We start from the raw sequence: 23,115 nt of genomic DNA, 5'->3' as shown, positions 1-23,115 counted from the left end.
CGACTCTAATCTTGGATATAAAAACTCTTAAACAGCTCAAAAATCCTCGGATAATACCTTTTTTCGAGGTACTCGTTGCTAAAAGCTATACAGTATAGATAAGGACTACCTATCGCTCCTGTTTGAACAGTTCCTCTTATCCATTCATATGCTTCTTCCTTCGTTCTTCCTACTTCTTTTTGTAGACGTGCAACCACTTTGGATATCACAGCCTTCTCAAACTCATTAGCAAAATGAACCTTCAAGTTACGAATTACTTCATTATTTGTAGAATCTGCAAGCTTTACTTTCACTATGCCATTACCTAAATACTCTTTATCAGGATTAGAACCTAGAACAAATGGGAAACAGTTTAAGTTATAATATCTATTTGCTACCTCTTGCTACCTCAGTTCCACCAAGATATTGCCGCTTTATTATCTCCTCTCCTATTCCTTGCAGATATTCTTCTGCACTAGTATCACTAGCAAACAAACCAACAATCTTTTTACCTTCTACAGTAAAATTAGTATTGATCTTATTAGAAGAATAATTATTGAAGTTAAACGCATTAACCAGCTCTTTTGTAGAATTACCCATAACTATCCCTACTAAAATTGTGATGAAACAACATTACTTACTTTTACCTCTACTACTGTCAACGCTAGTAGCACTACTACTACCCAGTTGCTTATCAGGCTTGCTATTTTCACGTTCACGTTGCCGTGCTTCTCTCTTATGCTTATCAGGACCAACTCTTTCAAACTTGTCACTTGGAATCACCCTATTACCCCTACTTTCTTTATCGTTATTACCATGCATATTAACCTCCAGTAAAAATATTATGTAATTAATATACTAAAAATAAATTGTAGTGCAAGTACTTTTTTTATATTTCTTAGTATAAATTTTATTCACTCTTTTTTCATAAAACTTAAGTTTTCGAGATTCCAGTGTCACACGCTACCCTTTCTTTTCATCCCAGTGCCCAGACACTGGGATCCAGTCTTTTTTGCAATTTCATCAAAAACGCTCCCCTTTAACATAAAACTCCACACTTATCAAACCCAATGCACATCCTGGATTCCAGTACTGGAATGACAAGAAAAAAGCACTAACTATTTTCATGATGGTGTCTTTCCTATAATATTACCATTCAGACGGCTTGCTGCATAACTAGCAGACTCGTTTTTCTTCTCATCATTAAACTTGTTTCCTTGTTCATTAGTGGGTGGCGTGGTTCTTCTTTCATTAACACTAGTATTCGTATCCCTTTCTTCGAAACCAATATACTTTTTTACATCTTTAGAATCAAATTTTATCCCACTTGCCACAGGCTTCTTCTCCGTAGGTTTCGGTGGACACACCTCTTTCTTCGGTTCCTCCGGCTTCGCTTTTTTCTCTTCGTTCACTTTTTCTGGTTTTTGTGAATTTTCATGATATTTTCTTTCAAGCTCAGTAAGACGCAATAGATGTTTTAAAGGATCTGAAACAATTTCAAGTTCTGGTTTGCTCAGAACAACCGGCCTTACAAATCCGGGTGAGACGTTAAAAAGGGAAACTGGCACTTTAGGTTTTTCTCTTTCATCCACTTTCATTTCTACGTTTTCGCAAACTTCTTTATTTTCTTCCTTTAATGATGTTTTTTCTGCTTTTTTATCTTCTTTTTCTGTAGATGCCTCTATCACAGCCGCCAACTCAACTCCAAACATCTCTGCAAACATTGTAATAATCCATCCGGTAACGGCCATCTGTAACTTGAATTTTAGGAACCCTAGGACAATGTTGCATATTTTGATTTTGCCTACTCTGAGCAACAAATTCCTTTATTCGAAATACTATAGTTATATCATCAACGTTAACCTCTATCCTCTTAACTAATTTCCTTATTACACTACGCTTTTCTAACCAATCATATTGATCAATCTCTGACTCGATTCCGGAAGAAAACTTCTTTATGCTGCTTATGATCATTGCAAACTCTTGCTGTGTCTCTTTCTGATCTTTCATCCTTTCTTTTTCCTCTTCCACTTCTTTTAAGTGTCCTTTCATTTCTGTGATTCTTAACTCAAATTCCTCTCGATTTATGTACTCGTTAGTATAACTATCAATCAACCTCGAAATGCCTCGTTTTAATTTGCTTTCTTGCCTCTCAAGATCTTGCTCCAATGGTGACTCTTTGCTTCCCTCCAGTCTTTGTTGGTATTCATTCATCATCCCTTCTGGCTCATTCAATATGCTTTTTACTTTTTCCCATATAGCCATCTCTAATACATCTGCATGGACCGGTTTACTGTTACATATTCCCCTAACACTACTGCTAAAAGCATATATGGTGCTACAACGATAATAGTAGTTAATCCCTCCTTTTTTTTTACTCCCACCACGCACACCGCAATAAGCATATCTACAGTGTTGACATACAATTAAACCTTGTAGCAGGTACGCTGCTTTCCTTTTCTGTATTCTCGCTCTTTATCTATTTTCAGCCAGTTGTTCTTCCACTGCATTAAATAATGCCTCATCTACTATCCTTGGTATTGGAATGTAAATCCAATTCTCTTTGCTTGGATAAGTAAGAGAACGCTTTTGCTGGCTGCCAGCATTTCTTTGTGGTCTTATTCTTGGTTTTGCTGGATTTGACTTTGTTTTACCAAATGCTGCTTGCCCTTTATACGCAGGATTTTTTAATATCTGCTGGATTGTGCTTCGGTTCCACATCTCTCTTCCTTTTTGTGTCCTTACCGACCTTTCTTTTAGCCTACGTATTGTTTCATTAATGCTTACTCTTTCTTCACCTATCCACATGAACAGTTTTTTTACTATTCTCGCCTCTTCTTCATTAATTTCAAATCTCCTTTCTTCACCTGTTGTGCCACTCTTTATGTATCGATAACCATAAGGCGCTATAGCCATTACACTTATACAGCCTTTTCTCGCTGCATGCAGTCTTCCTCGGCGATTCCTCTCCATAATCTTTGCTCGTTCATACTCTGCTATTGCTCCTTGCATTTGTAGTAGTAAATTAGATTCTGGACTATTACCAACCTGATGGTTTAAAAAGATCACCTCTGCTCCTGCTTTTTGAAATTCTTCCAGCAATATCATCTGATGTACGTAATTACGTGATAACCTATCTGGTGAGTGAATATACACTTTATCAATTTTTCCTTCTGCTACTTTATCTCGTAATTCATCTAAACCAGGACGCTCTAATTTTGATCCACTATACCCATTATCTATGAATTTATGCTCATTTAGTAGTTCTTGCTTATCCTCATTAATTCTACGCTCCAACTCAGCTACTTGACTTTCTATTGTTCCTTCTTGTACTTGCCTCTTCGATGAAACTCTTGCATATAAGCTCACTACTTTCATTTGCACCTTTCTTTCCTCCTTTAACTTCTCACACTAAACTCATAACAGCTTTTTACGGTTTGTTGTTCTTACAGTTAGTAGCTTTTCTGTGAAAAACTGACTATTCTAATTTTGTCTTACAATTTTTCCTACAAATGCAACTTTTGTTTTCTCCATCTACTATATCAATTCTTTTTTATTGACCTTGCCTATTTCTATCATAAATTGCTGCACCTTACTCGCTTTTTGGTCGTGCAATTCTTTCTCTGATAGCTTGTATATCTTGATTTTGTTTATTTTGGGTAACAAATTCTTTTATTCGAAATACTATAGTTATATTATCAACGTTAATCTCTATTCTCTCAATTAACTTCCTTATTACACTACGTTTATCTAACCAATCCAATTGATCTAGCTCTAATTTTATCCCAGAGCAAAACTCCCTTATGTTACCTATTATATTAGTCAACTCTTCCTGTACCTCTTTCTTATCTTTTATCCTTTTCTTTTCCTCTTCCTTCTCTTTTAAACGCTGTTTCATTCCTTTGATCCTTAACTCGAATTCCTCTTGATTTATATACCCACTTGCATAACTATCAATCAGCCCAGAAATACCTCGTTTTAATTTGCTTTCTTCCCTCTCAAGACCTTCCTCCAATAGCAACTCTTTACTTCCTAGCAGGTGCCGTTGATATTCATTTATCAACCTTTCTGGTTTCTTCAATATACCTTTTACTTTTTTCCATATAGTTGTTTCTAATGCATCTGCTTGCACCAGCCTTTTGCCGCATGCTTCCTTATAACTTGGAGCAATACAACGATAATAATAATAGTAGGTTCCCCTCCTATTTATAACATATGTACCGCAATAAGCATATCTACAGCGTTGACACACAGTTAAACCTTGTAGTAGGCGCGCTGCTCTCCTTTCCTGTCTTTTCACTCTTTCTCTATTTTCAGCTAGTTGCTCTTGTACTGTATTAAACAATTCTTCATCAACTATTCTTGGTACTGCAATATAAATCCAATTCTCTTTATCTTGAGAGTACCTAGAACAACTTTTCTGCCTACCAGCATTCCGTTGTGGCCTTATTTCTGGTTTTACTTGGCCTGCCTTAGTCCTGCCATACACTGCTTGCCCTTTGTATACAGGATTTTTTAATATCTGCCGGATAGTGCTTTGGTTCCACCTCTCTTTTCCTGTTTGTGTCCTTATTGACCTTTCTTTTAGTCTACGTATTGTTTCATTAATGCTTATTCTTTCTTCACCTACCCACATGAACAATTCTCTCACTACTTTTGCTTCCTCTTCATTAATTTCAAGTTTCCCTTCTTCACCTATTGTGCCCTTCTTTATGTATCGATAACCATAAGATGCTTTGCCTATTACACTGACACTGCCTCTTCTTGCCGCATGGAGTTTTCCCCGCCGATACCGTTCCATCATCTTCGCTCGTTCATACTCCGCTACTGCTCCCTGCATTTGCAATAGTAAGTTTGACTCCGGACTTTTATCCGTTTTATAGTTTAAAAAGATTACCTCTACTTCTGCTTTTTCGAATTCGTCGAGCAAGATCATTTGATATACAGTTTTTCGTGATAACCTATCTGGTGAATGAATATAAATTTTATCAATTTCTCCTTTTCCTACTTTATCGCGTAACCTATCTAAACCGGGACGCTCTAAATCTGATCCACTATACCCATTGTCTATGAATCTATACTCATTTAGTAGCTTGTGCTCATCTTCACTAATTCTACGCTCCAACTCCACTATTTGACTCTCTATTGTTCCCTTCTGTGCTTGCTTTTCTGATGATACTCTCGCATATAAACTCACTACTTTCATTTGTTTCTTTCTCTCTATTTTCTTTTTTTCTCTTTATTAATCTCTCTATCAGTTGCCCGTATACATCCGATAAGCGTTTATCTGCTAACTCATCAGGCTCATATCGACAGGTCACAGTTAATGTTCTTTTTCTCATAGTTTCTCCTGTAAATGTTTTCATAGTTCAGGAGCCTTACTACTCCCTTTTTCCATAAATCCATTACTCTTGCGAAAAAGACGCAATTGTTAACCTTCGTTTTGTTTTACTTTTATGCACAATTTTGGAAACACATAGCTCTATCTTTCATCAATTAAGCTCTCTTCCAAATAATTGTCCCTTTTCCCTCAGCTCTGCCAACGCTTTTTTCTCTAAATTCAATACTTTCTTTTCTATTTCTTCCTTTTTTTCCATACCTCTCTCCTAGCTTCTGAATTTTAAAAAAAGTTGCGGCTCATAGCACTTTTTCATCCACAGTTTCTACCTCTTCTTTTACACCTGCTGCCGTACTTTCCCTTGTTCTTTCTATAAACTCCCTCTGTTTATTTGCCATTTTTACGTTCTCTAACACTTCTTTTATCTCTTTATTATTTCTCGCATAATACATTGCTGTTTTGCCAAATTTATCCTTTTGCTCTACATTCGCTCCCGCTTTTACTAGCTCTTTTACTATTTTTATTTCACTTACCATGCAGGCAAGGTGTAACGCGGCAAATTTGCTACTACGTTCCACTGCGTTTACATCGGCTCCTACCTTTATCAGCTCTTTTGTATTTTCTACACGTTGCCCCATCACTGCTAGGTGTAGTGGTCTATATTTCCCGGCATCTGCTGCATCTACATCTGCTCCCTTTTTGATTAATAACCTCACTTTTTTTGGATCTGGCATCCCTACTGCATAATGCAACATCGTCCTCCCTTTTGTGTCTTTTTGATTAATATTTTCTATTGAGTTATCTAATACTTCTTTCCACGACTTATTAAATTCTTCTCTTTCTTTCTTACTAAATTTTACCATAACTTTCCTCAGCTATTAATGCAATGTAAAGTGGCTCCAATTTGGCTCACTTTAGCGCTTAGTAAATTTTGTTTATTTACCAGCTACTTTTTCACTTAGGGCTGTTTTAGCATAAAAAGCAAGTTTTTTTTTACAAAATATACACATTTTTTCCGCATATTATATTAAGATATAAATCTACATACCTAATATATTAAATTTACCTTCTTTTGCTTTTTCCAATAATATTAATTTTTTACTTCTTCAACTCCATTACCTCCTCTATTGCCTTGTTTGCTTCTCCATACATCACTTCTACATCTCTCATATTCACTCCCTTCTTTTCTAGATAACTTGTCACTTTCGGGTAAATTTTTGCATAGTTTAGTGGGCTACATCCAAATTTATCTATTGCACTCGTATCTCCTTCTGCATTTATTAGCACTTCTATTGTTTTTATTCTTCTTGCAAGACATGCCAAGTGTAGTGGCACTGCTTTATTGTTCGACTTTGCATTTACCTCGGCTCCTTTCTCTATCAGTGCCTTCGCGTTTTTTGCTTTTCCTGCAAATGCAGCTATATGTAGTGCTGTTTCTCCCCTATCATCTCTAGCATTGACATTTGCACCTTGTTCTATTAATAACCTTACTATTCCAACATCTGACAGTTGTGCCGCATAGTGCAATACTGTACGACCCTTTTCAATCCTTTCATTAATATCTTTAAACGGATTATCTAAAAATTCTTCGATAAATCTGTCAAAAGCTTTTCTTCCTTCTTGATTAACCAACATAACATACCTCACCATATCTTTGAAATTTTTCAACTAAGCTCATCTTTTTGAGCTCCCTTCTCACCACATTTTGCTTAAGTCTGCCTCCACCACTTCATCAATCATTTCGTTCACTTTGCACATTATCTTGCTTGCTAAATTTTTACACTCTTCCCTTATTAGCGCCTTATCTCTCTTTCTTATTTCTTTTATCTCTATTATTTTTAACTCTGGTAAATAGCTTCTATCCAACATATATGCTATTTCTTCCACTAAATTCTCTATTTCATAGCATGTCACTTTTCTACTTTTTGTTATTCCACCTTGTTTTCTCAAGAATTTCCTTGCTTTTTCATTCTCTCCATTATCCCATAGACAATACCTTTCACTCTCCCATATATAATACATTGGTGTTGCACCATATTTATCCAGTTGATTAATTGCAGCTCCTGCTTTTACTAGCTCTTTTATTATTGCAATTCCTGCCCCTATCCTGCATGCAGAGTGCAGTGGTGTACATCCGCCGATATATTGAGTGGCATTTATTTCTGCTCCTCCCCTTATCAGCACTTTTACATTTTCTAAATTTCTCGCAAATACTGCCCAGTGCAATGGTGTAAAACCTTTGTTATCTCTTGCATTGATGTCCGCTCCTTTCTTGACTAGAAAACTTACTTTTTCTCTTGTCGACATTCTTGCTGCCTTATGTAGTATCGTTTCTCCTTTTTCATCTTTTTCATTAATATTCTTAAACGAGTTCTCTAATAATTCATAAAATGACTTATTAAAAGCTTCTCTCTTTTCCTTGCTAAACCTCATTTCATACCTAACTATAAAAACATACGCCAATTTGGCTCACTTCAATGCAAGATCAATTTCTTATGTTTACCTACACCTACCTAATTTATAGCTGTTTTGGCATGGAAAAGCAACTTCTTTTTTTCAAAAAACACACATTTTTACCGAATGTTAATGTAATATATGAAGATATAAATATAAGTATTTAGCGTATTAAACATATGACCTGTTTTTCTTCCCAACTTCTGTTCAAATGTCGATGTTCGTGCCACGTTAGTACACCTGGGTAAAACACTAAAATGTAATTTTCCGGTTCATGTATTGAATCCTTTTGCTCTGAATTTAAATCGCTTTCATAATGAACATAGTGCTCTGCTATACCAAATCTTATAACTTTTTGGTTGGTAAAATCTTCTACCTTGTAATGATGAGTAACGCTAAACCTTTCTAAAATTGGCTTGTATTTTAAATTCCACAGTTGTTCAGATAGTTTGCTACTTCCTAGTAAAAATTTATCCCCTTCCTCTTCTACGATCGTAACCGGAAAACATGCGTTTATTTCTCGCAAATTCCAACTATCCGACAATACTATCTGCGCTTTAGCAAACTTAATTACCGGTAATAAGCTCTGTGGTAGCGGATATAGCGCTTTGAAGTTATACCACACATGATTTCTTTCATAGATGCCTCTGTAATTCTTCATGTGGGACTCGGTTTCTCCAAGTATTGCTACATCTAGGCGATATATATCATTGCTTAAAGCTCGTTCATAATGATCGCGTAGATAGTTTTCTATAATCCTAATAACTGGACCACTAGACCTGAAAAAATTTACTCTCCCAAATGATAACACTGGTCCATCTTTTTCTATTTTTACCCCCGAATAGTCAGAAAGAAGATATCCAAATAAACTCTCATCCAATATAAATCTCTGCGCATTATAATAATCGTTAAAAATCCTCATCAATCTGGATCTTACAGGCAGTGATAGTTTTGCCAGCTCTACTACTGCATCAACAAAAAAATCATTTGGTACGTCCCTTATCCCTATCTGTAATTCAAAGAAATGTTTACCAGGTGGCTCTTCAATAATCGTAATATCTTCTATACTTGCCCATTTTAATGCTATTTTCAGTGACGCTGGTGTTCCTCTTAAACGCTGAAATTTTATTCCTTCTTTTATCGCTTTTCTTTTCTCTTTTGCCCAACGCAGAATCTCTTCTAACCCATATTCCTCTATTATCCATGGCAATATTTCATCTTTAGGATTAAACTTAAATCCTCTTATCCTGCTTGGTTCTACTTTGTAGTCTATTGCATCAACCAGCGCTTTTTCTTGCTTTGTTGCATTTGGGGGTAATAACATTAACTTTTACCCATTAGTTCAATATTTAAGCTTTGCAAAATAGCACACTCATTCCCCAGTACCACAACATCCTCTCTTGGCTCGATTAATTCTACGTTTTCTACCCCATCCACAAACAGGTTGGCTATAATCCATGATTTCGTTACTTTCCATCCTAATCTTTTCGTTGTTTCAAATTTTTCGATAAATTTCTTCTTCACCGTTTCAATAATGTCTGGTCTGTTAATGCTAATTTTACTGTGGATATCTACTTCTATAATATTGCAACTTACCACTTCTATTGTATCTGTTAAAATCTTCACATCCTCCCTGTTTAGCTGATTTCTGACAATTTCTAGTAATTCTTCTGGGGGTGTGGATAATTGTGTTGATAAGATCGAAACTTGTACTTTTCCTGGTACAGGTGATTCTACTAATGCATCTTTTACTCTCGTATCTGCTGATAATGCATAATACCGATAATTTCCTCCAGTACTCCAGCCTACTATTTTTGCTTTAATCCTTTTCCTAAAATTTTCATCTTTTTCTTCTTTTTCCCTTTCAACTCCGTAAAATTCAGCTAAATTATCAAGATCATTTCCCGTCGCAAACTTCAGTAAATTACTTTTTACCGCTTCTTTTATTCTTTCTCTCAGCAAAAGCTCTCTCCAGGCTGCCACTTCCACAATCTTTATTGCTGGATCATTTTCTACCAATGCTGTGAAACTTGAGTCTCGACGTATCAACTCCTCCTTCATACGTGAAAAGATTTCTTCGAAGTTCAGTGGCTCAATAATATTAGGCTGCTCCATCTTTATACCACAACTCCATCAAAGCGAATCTTTTCCCCCATTGGTAAGTACAATCCTTCTAGGTCAAGCGTTACTTTTCCTTCTTTCACTTCTGTTATTTTTACTTTTTCTAACTTAAATCTCTTTTCCCATTTTTGTAGTGCTTCTGCTGTTGCTGCGTAAATTTCTAGTGTAAAATCACGATTTACTGGCTTATCTACTAATTCAAATAATCTTGATCAATATTCTCTTCTCATAATACGTGATCCAATAGGAGTGGTTAAAATATCAGTAATTGATTGTTTTAAATGCTCCAAACCTTCTAATGCCTTACCTGTTTCAGCACTCATTCCCTTCATATCTTTATCCAGAAAAAACGCTGCTACTTCCGCTCATTACCTTAAAACCACAAGATACTGAATCCCCAACTCTTCCTATACCATGACCATTTGCAAACACTGCTTTCGACCCTTGTGCCATTACCTTACCTTCTGTAAAACTATCTCCTTGCCGACAAACTGGTCTTCCGTTTACAAAAACGTCGTTACTACCACTCATACAAACATGTGCCGGTATTCCACTGCAATAATCCCCTATACAAACGATTGCTTGACCCATATGCTAGTTTAGATCTATTCTTTTTGCTTTGAGTTTTATACCACCCTTGGTAATCTTCACACTTGATTCTCCAACCCTAAAAGTAATCTTATCAACTACAGATACTTCCAAATGATGGTTTTTCTTGTCATATGATATTTTTGTCCCGTCTTCAAATAAAAAACAATCTACCTCTTTTTTGCTTTCCGGAGCAGGGTATTTTTGTTGCCATATTCCAGCCAAAATAACTCCTAACGATAGTTCACCTAATGGCGAAATATTACTACTTGCTCATCAATACTTGGTGGGAACCAGATGCTATCTTCTCCCGCTCTTGTTGTTATACACGGAAGCCAATCGGTCAAAAATTCTCCTACTTTTACCCTTACTCTCGCTTTTTCATAATCTACTTCTTTAATAAGCCCAATACGGATAATATTCGCTAACTTCCTATTCAGCTCTGAAATCGCAAAATTATGGTCCAACACGTACGTCACCTATCTCTATAATATGCGCCAGTTTCTGACCACACTGACTTCCCTACATGGATTTCATTCACCCATTCAACTATCCACACTAGATATGCATCTAATTCTGGCCTAAAATTATCTCCTCCTGCTGATAAAAACTCTCCAGGTGCAATATTTTTCACGTTCCAAGTATTTTTACTTAGAACCCTTGCAACTTCCGCTGCCAGTGACCTTACCACTACCTGAGAATCTTCAACTGTTCCATCAACTACAATTCTCGCTTCAAATTGTATGGTCCCAGAGTGTGATGGTAAGGATTTAGTATAAACAATTCAGGAGATTTTGTCCACTGAGAACATGTAAATTCAAAAGGAGTAAGACCATTAAGAGTTTTGAGTCTCTTTGCATAATTGTAAGCCATGACAAAGTCATAAAGATGCTTTGTGAGTTGCTGATGTGATTGGTAGTAGTATTTTTTAACAGTAGCATTTTTTAAAGTTTTGTTCATACGTTCAACTTGCCCATTTGTCTAAGGATGGCTGATTTTTGTTAGACGATGTTCAATATTATGTTCTTCACAAACTCTATCAAATATGTGTTGGAAAGCGTATTTATGGCGTTTCTGGTTGGTAAATTGTATACCGTTGTCTGTCAAAACAGTGTGGATTTTATACGGTAGAATTTTAATCAAATTACGTAAAAACTCAGCAGCTATGGGTTTTGTAGCACTTTTATGTAACTCAATATAGGTGAATTTGGATGTTCTATCTATAGCAACAAATAGATATAGTTTTCCCTCCTCTGTTCTGACTTCTGCAATATCAATATGGAAATAGCCTATAGGATATTTCTTAAATTTCTTTTTTGGTTTAGCTTCACCATCAACATCTGGCAGTTTGCTAATGTTATGTCTTTGTAAACAGCGATGCAGGCTAGAACGAGTTAAGTGCGGAATTGTAGACTGCAAGGCATAAAGGCAATCATCTAATGGTAGAAGTGTATGCTTCCGAAATGCGACGATTATTGCTTCTTCTTCTAAAGTTAGAACAGTTGATCTTGGATGTTTTGGACCCATATCAGCGTCTTTAGTGAATGAGCGTTTTCTCCACTTAATAATAGTTTTTGGATTAAGGTTATAATACTTTGAGAGTTTTGCTATGCTCTCTTTACTATTTTGTATTGCTCTACGAATCGTCTCTGTTGTTTTGGCACACCCATGTAATACTTGTCCCATAATTCCTCCTTTGATGGTATTTTTTTCTCACATTTTATCATACTATCACACTCTGGGACTGTACAATTAGGCTTAAAACATTTGTCCTCTAGAGAATTTTTTATTTCATCTATCTCTTCACTACTAAACGATAGTTGTACTCTTGGTGTGATCATGAAATTGTTTGCACCAACGTCCAAAAATTCTTTATCGAGTTTTAACTCTTGTAGACGCTCTTTTAAATATCCATCATCAATTTCAGTCTGCAGACAGAGAACTTTCATAGGCTGATTGGGAATCATACCCAGAAATGAAACGCCAGCAGCCATGTGCATGAGCCATGAAATTAGAAAATCGCTTTTACCAATTTTAGGTGGCCCGCCAAATACCAACAAACCCCTTGGAGTTAATATCCTTGGGTAGATGATGTCTTCCGGGATTGGTGCTTTGTCACTTAAATACTCTTTTACGCTGAAAAAAGGAATTTTTTGACCAATAGTGAAAATGTTTTGTAGCATAATTATTCTCCATTAAGCAGCAGTAGAAAAGGCTTTAGCTTTGATTTTCGTAAGTAATTTTCCCAGATGCGGCTCTTCAACCATGTCCAGGCATCCACTTCGATCTTTAGCGGGATATCCCCAAGGATTAAGGGTATGACAAACAAAAGAACGAACTTCTTTCCCTTCATTATTTTTTAGTCCAACCATACTGATCATTTCATCAACAATTCCAGGAATTTCGTTAGTAGTTTTGTTACCTTCACACTGTAGAGTCCAAATTTGACGATTGAACTCATCTAGAGATTTTCCAAGAGTAGCAGTTAAAATAATATCCTTGTCTTTTATGTGTTGGAGTTGAATTAACCAACCTATCATTTCTTGAGCAAGTTTACCAAATGCTGCCCATTCATTTGCCTTTCCTGTTTTTTCAGAGAAAACATCTGGATGTAACTGTGCCCATGCCAAACATAGTCTTGAAGCAGCTATCATACTGTCGAAAAAAATGCATTGATATTGGAACAGTTTTTGAGAAAGCTCTTTCTCTTTATTGAATGCATACTCATAGTGTTTCTGGCTATATGCTTGATCAGCTCTGACAGCAGGATTAGGTCCACCAAGAAGACAAGCTATATCACGTATATCGTTCCAAGTTTCAATCTCAATGGACCCTCCATCCCAATCCTTAACGGAGCCAAGACCCTCTTCGATATCAAGACAAAGTGTTGGTTTATCTATAGTCTTAAGCAGACTAGTTTTGCCAATACCAGCAGGACCAATTATCACTGCTGTTATGCCTGCTTGTGTTTTCAGTCTTTCATTATTGTTTAAAATTTTAAAAGTCATTTATTCACCTCAATGTTATATGTTATATATTCAGGAAAGGTAAAATTTATGTTCAATTTTTCTTTTTGCCCTTGTAGTAAATGGAAGAGAGTTTTATACGTATTTTTCTTACCATAGTATTTAAAGTAGTTCTTGATATGTTGTTCATCTTAGCAACTTCATATAAGTTAAAGTACTTGAGTTGTTCGCTATCTTTTGCATCTTTCTTGGTAGCGTTGAAATCATGTAATCTACATCAGTACGTTTCGTTACTTCATCTTCAAAAGCTTCTATTTTCTCAATATTGATGTAGTTATTAATATTGCGTTTTATACATAGTTGTTTCTCTAATAAGTTGTTTGCACGACGTTCAGTTAACCTTGCTACAAAAGTGTTAAAGCTACCTTTACTTTCATCATATCTATCAAGATAAGTCCAAATTTCACAGAAGAGTTCTTGCTCAAGATCTTCATGGGTTTCATGAGTAAAGCATTCAAAAAATTTTAACCTTTTAACTTGGTACTGTATATTTTGAACAACTATAGGGTCAACACCAGTTTTTAGTTTCATAACTTTTCCCTAAAACAATTAATGCTTTAAGGATGAGAACTTATAGGTACACTTTGTAGGACAGGAGCAAAAATAAATAATACAGATGCAATTTTTAAACTACTGATATTCAATTACTTTTCTTCGAGAATAATACAGTTCGATTTTTAAATAATACTGCAACAAAAAATTAGGCAAAAATTCATTTTTTTTGGACAAAAATTTTCCAAATCCTGAATATATATTATATAAGCCTTTCAAACTCATCACAGGTGTCAATTCTTACACAATCAGGTCGAGCAGCAATAGCAGCAAGTATAAAAGAGAAAGCCCTTACATCTTGCCTGGGGTAGTGGTGATGGAAACTCTGGAAGTAGTCATCAGGTCGAAAATTCTTTCACCCCTGATGGCGAAATAAAGCTTGATCATACCACTATTAAAAACGTAAAAGTTTTTACAGGACAGACAATTTATCAGCCAAGTATAGACTATACAGTTGATAGCGGTACTGGTGTTATTCAGCGCACAGAAAATAGCTCTATTCCTACAGGTGGAACAGTTACTATAGAGTATACTCAAGATACACCATCTGAGTCCATTAAGTCTGAAAAACTGCTCAATGAACTTGGCAGACGCACTGCAGACGAAGTGCTATTCTGCACAGGTGATGAGAATGGAGAGCTTGTTACTCCCTCTGGAAGGTTTAAATCTTCCGCTGTACCAACCAATAACTTGTACCTTAAATTTACTTTCGATTTCACGGACGCAGCAAATCAAGTGATAAGGGAACTAGGGGTTATGGTTGGTACTAAGGTAAAGGAGAAAGTACCTCCAGGACAGAGATATTTTGAACCACAAGATATAGAAGACCCGGGAATTTTATTGGTTTTAGAGCACACGGTACCACTTATTAGAACTGCAACAACCCGTGAAACTTTTGCCTTTGTCTTTACATTCTGAAGAGGGGAAAAGAATGACTTTGAATAGCTATTATAATCGCTTTAATCCCGATAAAGAATACGAAAAAAGTTTATTCTTAGCAGGAAGAGGTTTGCAGTCAACAGAATTAAATGAGATTCAAGATTATGCTCTTTTTAGGCTCAAAGGCATAGGAGATGCGATATTTCGTGATGGTGATGTTATAACAGGAAGCAATTGCATTATAGATGCAGAAACCGGCGAAGTTACACTTGAATCGGGAAAAATCTATCTTCGTGGAGCAGTTAGAAAAGTTGAAAAAGAAGAATTTATTATTCCACTTAATACTACAGTTCGCATAGGTGTTTATTATGTAGAATCCACCATTACAGAACTTGAGGATGAAAATCTTCGTGATCCTGCGGTTGGTACACGTAATTATCAAGAAGTTGGAGCTGCAAGGCTTAAAGTTTCCACCATTTGGGGTTATCAATCTGAAGGTTTTTTTCCACGTTTTTCTGCAGGAGAATTTTATCCAATTTACAATATTGAAAATGGGGTATTAATAGAACATTCACCTCCACCACAAGCAAACATGGTAACTACAGCTCTTGCTCGTTACGATAAAGAGGCAAATGGTTCCTACGTCGTAAGTGGCCTAGAAGTAATGTTTCTGCAGAAGGAAGAGGAAAGGGGTGGAAAAAAAGGTCGAAAGAGACAGGTATTTGTGGTTAATGGAGGTAAAGCTCGTGTTGATGGCTATGAAATAGAATTATCCCACAGTATTCGAGCTTATTTTGATGAAGATCCAGACATAAAGACAGTTGCATCAGAACCCCATACTTTTCAGCCAAATAGCCAAAGAATAATGGAACTGAAGGTTAATGATTTTCCAATCAATGAAATCAAAAAGGTAGATATAACTGTTCAGAAAACATTTGACATTACTCATGGTTCATACTCTGGAGCTATTGATCCTATACCTGACTCTGCGGTACTTGAGATTATTCAGATAAAGCAAGGAGACGTTATTTATGAAAATAGTATAGATTATAAACTAAACGCCGGAAATGTTGATTGGTCACTACCAGGGAAAGAGCCAGCCCCTGGGAGCAGCTATCAAATAACCTACCGCTTTCACACTCATGTAAGCCCTGAAGATGTGAATGAACAAGGGTGTAAAGTAAGGGGTGCAGTTGATAACAGCTTGGTTTTAGTTGATTATACTTGGAAGATGCCCCGTTATGATTTAATCACCATAGACGCAAAAGGGGTAGTAAGGAGAATAAAAGGAATTGCGCATCCTTGGAAACCATCGATGCCTAAAGCCCCTAGCGGACAACTGTTACTCTGCTACATTCACCAAACGTGGAAAAACGGGGAAAAAGAAAAGGTGAAAATAGTGAATAATGCCATCCATGCAGTACCGATGAATGAGCTTGAAGCAATGAAAAGGGGCATAAATGATCTTTATGCACTCGTTGCAGAGGAACGTCTACGTAATGATGCAAATTCAAGGGATCCGACAGCAAAAAAAGGAGTATTTGTTGATCCCTTCTTTGATGATGATATGCGTGATCAAGGAATTGTTCAGTTTGCAGCAATAGTAAATAAGGAACTGATATTGCCGATAAACGTGGAAATTATTGATGTTGAAAGAGGTAAGGAACCTTATTTATTGCCGTATGAACTTGAGCCAGTGCTTGAGAAGCTTTTACAAACTAAAGAGATGAAGATAAATCCTTATCAGGCATTTGATCCAGTACTGGCAAAAGTTACCATGAACAAAAACATCGATCACTGGACCGAGGTAAAGACCAATTGGTCCAGTCCAGTGACAAGAGAATTTAATACTAGAGAAACAACAGAGCTTCTGTCAAGTAGTACGCATGAAGCTGAATTTATGAGAGAAGCAGTACAAGATTTTGAGATCGAAGGTTTTGAGCCAAATGAGAAGCTTAAAGAGATAAAATTCGATGGCATCGTCATTCAACCCGTGGCATAGGGGGAAAAAAAAGTGGAAAAAAGAGCTAACAACCAGGGAAAATTAAAGGGAAAGGTGAAAGTACCGGCAAATATTCCAGCAGGTACTAAATTAGTACAGTTTTATGGGGATAAAGGAAGCTATGGAGAACCAACATATACTGGTAAAAAAACTATTACCATAGAAGAGCGAAGAAGAGTTTTTTCCAGCAAACGTGTTGATCCTTTAGCACAGACATTTACCTTGGATGAGAGTAGGCATATAGGAGGTGTAGAGCTATGGTTTACAAATAAAGGCAAAAAACGTGTTGTTGTGCAGATTAGGGAAACAACAGTTGGAGTGGCCTCGCAGACTGTTATTGCTGAAAATTCCATCGAGCCAACTAAGATCAATACTGATGGCACAGCAACACGTATAACTTGGTCACCAGTATTTTGCCATGCAGGGCAAGAGTATGCGATAGTTTTACTTACTGATGATGCAGATACAGCGGTAAAGATAGCAGAACTCAGCAAATATGATGCAGTAAACAGTAGATGGGTAACCAGTCAACCGTATCAAGTAGGAGTATTACTGTCATCGAGCAATGCAAGTACATGGACACCGCATCAGAATTTTGACCTTACTTTTCGACTACTAGCTGCGAAATTTACAGAATTTTTTCATGTTATTGATCTTGGCAAAGTTACTGCAAAGAATACATCAGACTTAATCGCTCTAACCAACGTGGAGAAAGTGGGTTTTGATACCAATGTAGAATTTATCTTAACAGATGAGAAAGGAGAAGAAAATTTTCTGTCTGATAATTTGCCGCTCGCACTGCGTGAAAGAATCAGCGGAGAGTTAACAGTAAAAGCAAACCTAAAAGGTGGGAAAAAAGAAGTCCAGTGCTATATCCTGGGCTACAGCTAGTTCTAGGTAATCTTTCAGAGTCCGGAGATTATGTAACTAGGAGCATTACAGCAGGTTCTAACACTAAGATTACCATTACCTATGATGCGCTGATACCTGGTACTGCAGATGTTAAAGCATATGTGGAACAAAGCGCCAAAGGATGGCAATTGGTGAATTTAACAACGGGAAAACCAATTGGAGAAAATTGGGTAGAGAGGACTCATGTGCTGACAAACTTTAATGCAAATGAGACAAGAGTAAAATTGGTCTTGAGTGGAACGGTTGTTTATCGTCCTAAAGTGAAAAATCTCAGAGTAATAGTAACATAAATTTTAAATGACTATTGATCAAACCAAAAGAGGACATTTGCTTCCGCATCCAGAGAATATTGCGGTGGAAGATGTAGTACGTATTCGCAGAGCCATAGAAAAAATAGATGAGGATATGAGTAAGAGGGAAAATAAACACAATCAACTTAAGAGTGATTTCGAACGGTTTAGCTTTGAAACTTTTTTAAATCTGTGGGGTAACAAATGACCATTGCCAAAGAAGCAATAGATGCGTTGCAGCAAAGAATTAAAGATTTAGCAGTAAATAGCACAGCTGATCAATTAGCTTACCTTGCTAAGTCATTGGAATCGATGGTGGGTAAAAGAGAAATTTCTGATATCGTGCAAATGACTAAAGTAAAAGAAATAATTGATGCACTACAGAGAAGGCTTAAGGATTTAGCGGTAAGTAGCACACCAGATCAGCTTGCATATCTTGCTAAGGCATTGGAATCAATAGTCGACAAAAGTGCGGTTTCTGAAATTGTACAGATAACAGATGGTAAGCTAAAAGAACTTCTTGATAGTGCAAAAAAACACTTGAATGACATAAACAGCAATAAAGCAACCTCTATATCGGCAATAACTGCAGCAAAAACAAATTCTGTCAATAGACCTGCTGCAAAAGGTGATTGAAAAAATAATGTGAGAGAAGTAGAAGAAGAATAAGCAGATTGAGTAAGGTAAAAAAATGAGCTTTAGTTACTATAACATGAAGAAACACCCAAGAAACTTTCGTAATATAACAGGTTTAACTATAGAGGAGTTCGAAAAGGTAGTGGAAAAAGTTAGGTCTGGGTGGGAAAGAGTTGAAAAACAGAAAAAGTGCCATGGTAGAAGATCACAACTACCAACTCTAGAAGATAAGTTATTTTGCGTAATTTTGTACTATCGCACTTACATAACACATAGATTTTTAGGGTGCCTGTTCAATGTGCACAACGCAAATGTATGTAGGTTACTGAAGAAAATAGAGCCATTACTTGCTAAAAAAGTTACTATAACAAAAGATAGAAGTATGACACCAGAAAAAATACTGAAGATTCTGGCTGATGTTACAGAACAGCAAATACAGAGACCAGAAGATAGTAAAAAACGGAAGAAATCATATTCAGGAAAAAAAAAGAACCAACACTATGAAAACTGAGATTGTTATCGAAGAAGGTGGAAGAATTTTATCAGTGTCAAATTCATATCGTGGTAGAATTAATGATTTTCGCATAAGGAAACAAGAAAAATATTTACCAATCGATAGCATAAAATATGCCGATTCTGGATATCAAGGTTGGCAAAAATTGCAAAGCAATGTTATAATTCCATATAAAAAGTATCGTAAAAAGCCATTAACTCCAGAGCAGAAAGAGCATAATAGAAGATTAGCATCATTTAGAATGAGAGTAGAAAATAAGATCCGTGAGATAAAGATATTTAAGATTATGTCTCATGTTTACCGCAATTTTCAGAAAAAATACAACCTGAGGTTCAATATTATTGCTGGTATTGTGAATCTTAAGCACGCCTTTTAGTTAACCTTGATTTTAGTCACCCTCCTTTCCTTCTTTTTATTGCTTGATTCTCAGCAGGTCTATAGCCAAATCAAGATATCCGTAGCCTTGCAGATGAAGTAATAAAAAGGATAAGAGAAAAGTCACGTGATGTTTTATTTGATACGGTAGAGACATTTTATTGATGTTATCTCTTGGTCCGTATAAATTTGCTCCCACAAGTTTAAGGTATAACAGAGAAAATCGTTGGAGCACAATTGAGTGTATTGAAAATATGCCACTATTGCAAAATATTGGTCAAGGAGTGGAAAATATAGATTTAGAAGGAGTGATTTATCTTCATAATTTTAATGGCTTAAATCAATTAAAGAGTATGAAAGAAGCTGAGAAACCACATGTTTTAGTAGATAGTTTAGGTAATATTTTAGGACAATTTGTAATTACTAGGTTAGAAGAAAAGCAGATGTATTTTTTACCTAATGGACTACCAAGAAAAGTTGAATTTAGTTTGAGTTTGAAGAGCTATAGATGACTATATATTACTTAACCAAAGAAGGAGAAATGCTAGATCTGATTTGCTGGAAACATTACGGATTTACGGATGGAGTAGTGGAATTAGCACTAGCAGAAAACTTAGGTTTGGCAGAATATGGAAGCTTTTTGCCTGCTGGATTAAAGATAAAGCTTCCTATTATCCAGAAAATAGTACAAAAATCAAAATTAAGGGTGTGGGAATAAATGCAGCCAGATTTTATAATAGATAAATGTGAATCAATTATAGATAAAGTTATATCATTGCGCCTTACCGATGAATCTGGAACTATAGATGATGTAGCCGAAGTACATATTGATTACAGGGATGAAAACTTAAATGTTCCGAATGAATTAAATATCGCTCTGGGTTACAGAGAAACTGGAGTAGTACCTATGGGTATATATACAGTTAATGAAATTACGGTGCAGAGTTCACCTAAAACCTTACTAATAAAGGCTCATGCAACAAATTTAAGACTATCATTAAAGGAGAAAGTATCAAAAGAATGGCATCAAATTACTCTGGGTAACTTGGTTAAGGAAATAGCAGAAAAGCACGGATATGGATGCAGAGTTGCAGAAGAATTTGAAAATGTGTTGATTCCACATATTAACCAAATAGAAGAAAGTGATATAAGTCTGTTAACAAAGATCGCAACAGAGCGTGAAGCAATGGCAAAGCTAGCTGGCGGATATATACTTTTTATTCCAAAAGGCAAAGCAAAATCGGCAACTGGAAAAGCTTTAGGAACAACAGCTATTAGACCTCAAGACACGATAAATTGGAAAGTGCATTTTACCGTAAGCAGGTACAACTCAGTGATTGCAAAATGGCATAAGATCTGCTGCGAATCAAGCAATAAAAAGAAGGAAAGGAGGGTGACTAAAATCAAGGTTAACTAAAAGGCGTGCTTAAGATTCACAATACCAGCAATAATATTGAACCTCAGGTCGTATTTTTTCTGAAAATTGCGGTAAATATGAGACATAATCTTAAATATCTTTATCTCACGGATCTTATTTTCTACTCTCATTCTAAATGATGCTAATCTTCTATTATGCTCTTTCTGCTCTGGAGTTAATGGCTTTTTACGATACTTTTTATATGGAATTATAACATTGCTTTGCAATTTTTGCCAACCTTGATATCCAGAATCGGCATATTTTATGCTATCGATTGGTAAATATTTTTCTTGTTTCCTTATGCGAAAATCATTAATTCTACCACGATATGAATTTGACACTGATAAAATTCTTCCACCTTCTTCGATAACAATCTCAGTTTTCATAGTGTTGGTTCTTTTTTTTCCTGAATATGATTTCTTCCGTTTTTTACTATCTTCTGGTCTCTGTATTTGCTGTTCTGTAACATCAGCCAGAATCTTCAGTATTTTTTCTGGTGTCATACTTCTATCTTTTGTTATAGTAACTTTTTTGGCAAGTAATGGCTCTATTTTCTTCAGTAACCTACATACATTTGCGTTGTGAACATTGAACAGGCACCCTAAAAATCTATGTGTTATGTAAGTGCGATAGTACAAAATTACGCAAAATAACTTATCTTCTAGAGTTGGTAGTTGTGATCTTCTACCATGGCACTTTTTCTGTTTTTCAACTCTTTTCCACCCAGACCTCACTTTTTCCACTACCTTTTCGAACTCCTCTATAGTTAAACCTGTTATATTACGAAAGTTTCTTGGGTGTTTCTTCATGTTATAGTAACTAAAGCTCATTTTTTTACCTTACTCAATCTGCTTATTCTTCTTCTACTTCTCTCACATTATTTTTTCAATCACCTTTTGCAGCAGGTCTATAGCTATGAAAAAGGTGAAACTATATCAGAAACAGTTGGCTCTGGTAGTCCAAGTTATACTATACAGACGCTTTACTCTAATGTAGAATCAGCTCTAAGTGCAGCAAATGCTAAGTTAAAACAACTTAAGCGAAATAATGCAGTGTTGGATATCACTATGCCTGGTAACTCAGAATTATTTGCAGAGGCGAAACTTAGCTTGTTAGGGTTTCATCAAGATATAGACGGTGAATGGGTAATTGACAGAGCAGAACATGTGTTAGATGGTTCAGGTTATCGCACTGTGTTATCAGCATCTATCAGTAAACGTTAAGGGAAAATCAGTAAAACAAATGTTTAATGTTGAAAAAAGTATTGAATATGAATAGAGACTCAAAAAATAAGCTACACTTTTGGTGGTTTATAGTAACAGTAGTATGTGTTATTATTACCTGTTGCTATATGAAAGCAAAAGCTACAGACAATTATAAAACAATACTGCGGATTGCATCTGAAAATTGTAACTTAGAAATTGTGAAGTTTTCAGCAAATAATCTATTAGATATTAATACACAGATTCCCGAATTAACAGCATTACATTATGCATCCAGTGCAGGATGTGTGGAGGTTATTAAATTTCTAATAGAGAAAGGAGCTGATATAAACACAGCAAAATATGAAAAATGGACAGCATTACATGCAGCTTCATACAAAGGTAACCTAGGGATAATTAAACTTTTGTTAGAAAAAGGCGCAAACCCTAACATTAGAGAAACAGATGGAAAAAATCCAAGAGATGTAGCTGTACTAAGATCACGGCACAATAAAGATAAACCTTACAGGGAAATCATTAAGCTACTTGCAGAAGCAGAGGATCAGAATAAATCCGAAAATAAGCTATTATCGGCAATATAAACATGCAAAATCAAAAAATCCCAATTACGGTAATTATTACCATGTTAATCCAAACCGTAGCAGTAATCTGGTGGTTGGCCAAGCTCGATTTACGGGTGCACATCCATGATAAATTTATAGAAAAAAACCAAGGACTAATAGAAATAGTCTATCGACTTGAAGAGAGAGTGAAAAACCTCACTGAAGAAGTCAATGAACTTGAAGCCATTCACAAACACAAATAACAAC

General features: G+C 35.9%; 27 protein-coding genes and 7 pseudogenes. 12 read left to right on the top strand and 22 right to left on the bottom strand.

The genetic code is table 11. The features are described 5' to 3' along the window. Positions 1-5: 5 nt before the first annotated feature. From AAGD69_RS00395 to AAGD69_RS00295, 21 genes and pseudogenes are all read right to left on the bottom strand, one after another. A complete protein-coding gene (locus AAGD69_RS00395; RefSeq protein ID WP_341812192.1) occupies positions 6-293 on the bottom strand; it encodes a hypothetical protein in 288 nt (95 codons plus the stop codon). Positions 294-366: 73 nt separating this feature from the next. After that, positions 367-579, bottom strand: coding sequence for a hypothetical protein (locus AAGD69_RS00390; RefSeq protein WP_341812191.1), 213 nt, complete (start codon positions 577-579; stop codon positions 367-369). 33 nt (positions 580-612) lie between these two features. Further along, complete coding sequence (locus tag AAGD69_RS00385) at positions 613-801, bottom strand: hypothetical protein (RefSeq protein ID WP_341812190.1); 189 nt, start codon at positions 799-801, stop codon at positions 613-615. A gap of 302 nt (positions 802-1,103) precedes the next feature. After that, the gene (locus AAGD69_RS00380; RefSeq protein WP_341812189.1) at positions 1,104-1,703 is read right to left on the bottom strand and encodes a hypothetical protein; all 600 of its coding nucleotides are present in this window, start codon (positions 1,701-1,703) and stop codon (positions 1,104-1,106) included. Beyond that, on the bottom strand, positions 1,678-2,370 hold the full coding sequence (locus tag AAGD69_RS00375; protein WP_341812188.1) for a zinc ribbon domain-containing protein: 693 nt from the start codon (positions 2,368-2,370) through the stop codon (positions 1,678-1,680). Before AAGD69_RS00375 ends, AAGD69_RS00380 begins: the two co-directional genes overlap by 26 nt. An 84-nt stretch (positions 2,371-2,454) precedes the next feature. After that, complete coding sequence (locus AAGD69_RS00370) at positions 2,455-3,357, bottom strand: recombinase family protein (RefSeq protein ID WP_341812187.1); 903 nt, start codon at positions 3,355-3,357, stop codon at positions 2,455-2,457. Positions 3,358-3,571: 214 nt separating this feature from the next. Beyond that, complete coding sequence (locus AAGD69_RS00365) at positions 3,572-5,185, bottom strand: recombinase family protein (protein WP_341812186.1); 1,614 nt, start codon at positions 5,183-5,185, stop codon at positions 3,572-3,574. Next, entirely contained in the window at positions 5,094-5,345 is a 252-nt protein-coding gene (locus tag AAGD69_RS00360; RefSeq protein ID WP_236514494.1) for a hypothetical protein, read from the bottom strand. The genes AAGD69_RS00365 and AAGD69_RS00360 overlap by 92 nt, the downstream gene beginning before the upstream one ends. 271 nt (positions 5,346-5,616) lie before the next feature. Continuing rightward, on the bottom strand, positions 5,617-6,180 hold the full coding sequence (locus AAGD69_RS00355; RefSeq protein ID WP_341812185.1) for an ankyrin repeat domain-containing protein: 564 nt from the start codon (positions 6,178-6,180) through the stop codon (positions 5,617-5,619). A 235-nt stretch (positions 6,181-6,415) separates the two neighbouring features. Then, complete coding sequence (locus AAGD69_RS00350; protein ID WP_341812184.1) at positions 6,416-6,952, bottom strand: ankyrin repeat domain-containing protein; 537 nt, start codon at positions 6,950-6,952, stop codon at positions 6,416-6,418. A 60-nt stretch (positions 6,953-7,012) separates the two neighbouring features. Then, positions 7,013-7,750 (bottom strand): ankyrin repeat domain-containing protein, encoded by a 738-nt coding sequence (locus AAGD69_RS00345; protein ID WP_341812183.1) that lies wholly within the window; start codon positions 7,748-7,750, stop codon positions 7,013-7,015. 184 nt (positions 7,751-7,934) lie between these two features. Then, positions 7,935-9,095, bottom strand: a complete 1,161-nt coding sequence (locus tag AAGD69_RS00340; RefSeq protein ID WP_341812182.1) for a phage tail protein — start codon at positions 9,093-9,095, stop codon at positions 7,935-7,937. Further along, on the bottom strand, positions 9,095-9,886 hold the full coding sequence (locus AAGD69_RS00335; protein WP_341812181.1) for a baseplate J/gp47 family protein: 792 nt from the start codon (positions 9,884-9,886) through the stop codon (positions 9,095-9,097). Before AAGD69_RS00335 ends, AAGD69_RS00340 begins: the two co-directional genes overlap by 1 nt. A 2-nt stretch (positions 9,887-9,888) precedes the next feature. After that, positions 9,889-10,224 (bottom strand): annotated as a pseudogene (locus AAGD69_RS00330) (GPW/gp25 family protein). Between the two features lie 4 nt (positions 10,225-10,228). Beyond that, on the bottom strand, positions 10,229-10,483 hold the full coding sequence (locus AAGD69_RS00325) for a PAAR domain-containing protein (RefSeq protein ID WP_341812180.1): 255 nt from the start codon (positions 10,481-10,483) through the stop codon (positions 10,229-10,231). Positions 10,484-10,486: 3 nt separating this feature from the next. Further along, positions 10,487-10,950 (bottom strand): annotated as a pseudogene (locus AAGD69_RS00320) (phage baseplate assembly protein V). Then, positions 10,937-11,222: pseudogene (locus AAGD69_RS00315) on the bottom strand (hypothetical protein); the annotation flags it as partial. The pseudogenes AAGD69_RS00315 and AAGD69_RS00320, both read right to left, overlap by 14 nt. Beyond that, positions 11,201-12,166, bottom strand: a pseudogene (locus AAGD69_RS00310) (IS481 family transposase). The pseudogenes AAGD69_RS00315 and AAGD69_RS00310, both read right to left, overlap by 22 nt. Beyond that, the gene (locus tag AAGD69_RS00305) at positions 12,088-12,663 is read right to left on the bottom strand and encodes an AAA family ATPase (RefSeq protein ID WP_341812179.1); all 576 of its coding nucleotides are present in this window, start codon (positions 12,661-12,663) and stop codon (positions 12,088-12,090) included. Before AAGD69_RS00305 ends, AAGD69_RS00310 begins: the two are co-directional and overlap by 79 nt. 12 nt (positions 12,664-12,675) lie before the next feature. Next, on the bottom strand, positions 12,676-13,488 hold the full coding sequence (locus AAGD69_RS00300) for an ATP-binding protein (protein ID WP_341812178.1): 813 nt from the start codon (positions 13,486-13,488) through the stop codon (positions 12,676-12,678). Positions 13,489-13,632: 144 nt separating this feature from the next. Next, positions 13,633-14,037 carry a sigma factor gene (locus AAGD69_RS00295; protein ID WP_341812177.1) on the bottom strand — a complete coding sequence of 135 codons (405 nt, stop codon included), beginning with the start codon at positions 14,035-14,037 and terminating at the stop codon, positions 13,633-13,635. Positions 14,038-14,664: 627 nt separating this feature from the next. Here AAGD69_RS00295 and AAGD69_RS00290 point away from each other — a divergent pair. The 9 genes and pseudogenes from AAGD69_RS00290 to AAGD69_RS00250 all read left to right on the top strand — a co-directional run bounded on the left by AAGD69_RS00290 (position 14,665) and on the right by AAGD69_RS00250 (position 21,083). After that, positions 14,665-14,976, top strand: coding sequence for a hypothetical protein (locus tag AAGD69_RS00290; protein ID WP_341812176.1), 312 nt, complete (start codon positions 14,665-14,667; stop codon positions 14,974-14,976). Between the two features lie 13 nt (positions 14,977-14,989). Beyond that, positions 14,990-16,939, top strand: coding sequence for a DUF4815 domain-containing protein (locus AAGD69_RS00285; RefSeq protein ID WP_341812175.1), 1,950 nt, complete (start codon positions 14,990-14,992; stop codon positions 16,937-16,939). 12 nt (positions 16,940-16,951) lie between these two features. Then, a pseudogene (locus tag AAGD69_RS00280) lies at positions 16,952-18,141 on the top strand (hypothetical protein). A gap of 7 nt (positions 18,142-18,148) precedes the next feature. Next, complete coding sequence (locus tag AAGD69_RS00275; protein WP_341812174.1) at positions 18,149-18,349, top strand: hypothetical protein; 201 nt, start codon at positions 18,149-18,151, stop codon at positions 18,347-18,349. Then, a pseudogene (locus tag AAGD69_RS00270) lies at positions 18,346-18,691 on the top strand (hypothetical protein); the annotation flags it as partial. The gene AAGD69_RS00275 and the pseudogene AAGD69_RS00270, both read left to right, overlap by 4 nt. A gap of 141 nt (positions 18,692-18,832) precedes the next feature. Then, positions 18,833-19,667: pseudogene (locus AAGD69_RS00265) on the top strand (transposase family protein). Positions 19,668-19,830: 163 nt separating this feature from the next. Then, positions 19,831-20,178 (top strand): phage tail protein, encoded by a 348-nt coding sequence (locus AAGD69_RS00260; protein WP_341812173.1) that lies wholly within the window; start codon positions 19,831-19,833, stop codon positions 20,176-20,178. Further along, positions 20,175-20,384: a tail protein X gene (locus AAGD69_RS00255; protein ID WP_341812172.1), complete on the top strand. Its 210-nt coding sequence runs from the start codon at positions 20,175-20,177 to the stop codon at positions 20,382-20,384. The genes AAGD69_RS00260 and AAGD69_RS00255 overlap by 4 nt, the downstream gene beginning before the upstream one ends. Then, positions 20,385-21,083 (top strand): hypothetical protein, encoded by a 699-nt coding sequence (locus AAGD69_RS00250; protein WP_341812171.1) that lies wholly within the window; start codon positions 20,385-20,387, stop codon positions 21,081-21,083. Here the strand turns inward: AAGD69_RS00250 and AAGD69_RS00245 are convergent. After that, complete coding sequence (locus AAGD69_RS00245; RefSeq protein ID WP_410529851.1) at positions 21,080-21,892, bottom strand: transposase family protein; 813 nt, start codon at positions 21,890-21,892, stop codon at positions 21,080-21,082. The two genes, AAGD69_RS00250 and AAGD69_RS00245, sit on opposite strands and share 4 nt — an antisense overlap. Here AAGD69_RS00245 and AAGD69_RS00240 point away from each other — a divergent pair. From AAGD69_RS00240 to AAGD69_RS00230, 3 genes are read left to right on the top strand one after another with little or no spacing between them, the layout of a single operon-like run. Next, positions 21,881-22,306 carry a hypothetical protein gene (locus AAGD69_RS00240; protein WP_341812169.1) on the top strand — a complete coding sequence of 142 codons (426 nt, stop codon included), beginning with the start codon at positions 21,881-21,883 and terminating at the stop codon, positions 22,304-22,306. The genes AAGD69_RS00245 and AAGD69_RS00240 overlap by 12 nt on opposite strands. Positions 22,307-22,332: 26 nt before the next feature. After that, positions 22,333-22,887, top strand: coding sequence for an ankyrin repeat domain-containing protein (locus tag AAGD69_RS00235; protein ID WP_341812168.1), 555 nt, complete (start codon positions 22,333-22,335; stop codon positions 22,885-22,887). Between the two features lie 2 nt (positions 22,888-22,889). Beyond that, complete coding sequence (locus AAGD69_RS00230; protein ID WP_265032659.1) at positions 22,890-23,111, top strand: hypothetical protein; 222 nt, start codon at positions 22,890-22,892, stop codon at positions 23,109-23,111. The last annotated feature ends 4 nt before the right edge of the window (positions 23,112-23,115 follow it).

The sequence above is a fragment of the Wolbachia endosymbiont (group A) of Conops quadrifasciatus genome (assembly GCF_964027015.1).
Classification (GTDB): Bacteria; Pseudomonadota; Alphaproteobacteria; order Rickettsiales; family Anaplasmataceae; genus Wolbachia.
The sequence above is the reverse complement of the archived record's forward strand: the minus strand, read 5'-3'. Positions and strand labels throughout refer to the sequence as shown.

Coding starts and splice junctions, on each gene's coding strand:
- AAGD69_RS00245 (WP_410529851.1), bottom strand. CDS start 21,892: ATGAAGAAACACCCAAGAAACTTTCGTAATATAACAGGTTTAACTATA.
- AAGD69_RS00370 (WP_341812187.1), bottom strand. CDS start 3,357: ATGAAAGTAGTGAGCTTATATGCAAGAGTTTCATCGAAGAGGCAAGTA.
- AAGD69_RS00325 (WP_341812180.1), bottom strand. CDS start 10,483: ATGGGTCAAGCAATCGTTTGTATAGGGGATTATTGCAGTGGAATACCG.
- AAGD69_RS00250 (WP_341812171.1), top strand. CDS start 20,385: ATGCAGCCAGATTTTATAATAGATAAATGTGAATCAATTATAGATAAA.
- AAGD69_RS00295 (WP_341812177.1), bottom strand. CDS start 14,037: ATGAAACTAAAAACTGGTGTTGACCCTATAGTTGTTCAAAATATACAG.
- AAGD69_RS00355 (WP_341812185.1), bottom strand. CDS start 6,180: ATGGTAAAATTTAGTAAGAAAGAAAGAGAAGAATTTAATAAGTCGTGG.
- AAGD69_RS00235 (WP_341812168.1), top strand. CDS start 22,333: ATGTTGAAAAAAGTATTGAATATGAATAGAGACTCAAAAAATAAGCTA.
- AAGD69_RS00255 (WP_341812172.1), top strand. CDS start 20,175: ATGACTATATATTACTTAACCAAAGAAGGAGAAATGCTAGATCTGATT.
- AAGD69_RS00260 (WP_341812173.1), top strand. CDS start 19,831: ATGTTATCTCTTGGTCCGTATAAATTTGCTCCCACAAGTTTAAGGTAT.
- AAGD69_RS00300 (WP_341812178.1), bottom strand. CDS start 13,488: ATGACTTTTAAAATTTTAAACAATAATGAAAGACTGAAAACACAAGCA.
- AAGD69_RS00285 (WP_341812175.1), top strand. CDS start 14,990: ATGACTTTGAATAGCTATTATAATCGCTTTAATCCCGATAAAGAATAC.
- AAGD69_RS00385 (WP_341812190.1), bottom strand. CDS start 801: ATGCATGGTAATAACGATAAAGAAAGTAGGGGTAATAGGGTGATTCCA.
- AAGD69_RS00345 (WP_341812183.1), bottom strand. CDS start 7,750: ATGAGGTTTAGCAAGGAAAAGAGAGAAGCTTTTAATAAGTCATTTTAT.
- AAGD69_RS00365 (WP_341812186.1), bottom strand. CDS start 5,185: ATGAAAGTAGTGAGTTTATATGCGAGAGTATCATCAGAAAAGCAAGCA.
- AAGD69_RS00335 (WP_341812181.1), bottom strand. CDS start 9,886: ATGGAGCAGCCTAATATTATTGAGCCACTGAACTTCGAAGAAATCTTT.
- AAGD69_RS00340 (WP_341812182.1), bottom strand. CDS start 9,095: ATGTTATTACCCCCAAATGCAACAAAGCAAGAAAAAGCGCTGGTTGAT.
- AAGD69_RS00360 (WP_236514494.1), bottom strand. CDS start 5,345: ATGAAAACATTTACAGGAGAAACTATGAGAAAAAGAACATTAACTGTG.
- AAGD69_RS00305 (WP_341812179.1), bottom strand. CDS start 12,663: ATGCTACAAAACATTTTCACTATTGGTCAAAAAATTCCTTTTTTCAGC.
- AAGD69_RS00390 (WP_341812191.1), bottom strand. CDS start 579: ATGGGTAATTCTACAAAAGAGCTGGTTAATGCGTTTAACTTCAATAAT.
- AAGD69_RS00350 (WP_341812184.1), bottom strand. CDS start 6,952: ATGTTGGTTAATCAAGAAGGAAGAAAAGCTTTTGACAGATTTATCGAA.
- AAGD69_RS00275 (WP_341812174.1), top strand. CDS start 18,149: ATGACTATTGATCAAACCAAAAGAGGACATTTGCTTCCGCATCCAGAG.
- AAGD69_RS00380 (WP_341812189.1), bottom strand. CDS start 1,703: ATGTTTGCAGAGATGTTTGGAGTTGAGTTGGCGGCTGTGATAGAGGCA.
- AAGD69_RS00230 (WP_265032659.1), top strand. CDS start 22,890: ATGCAAAATCAAAAAATCCCAATTACGGTAATTATTACCATGTTAATC.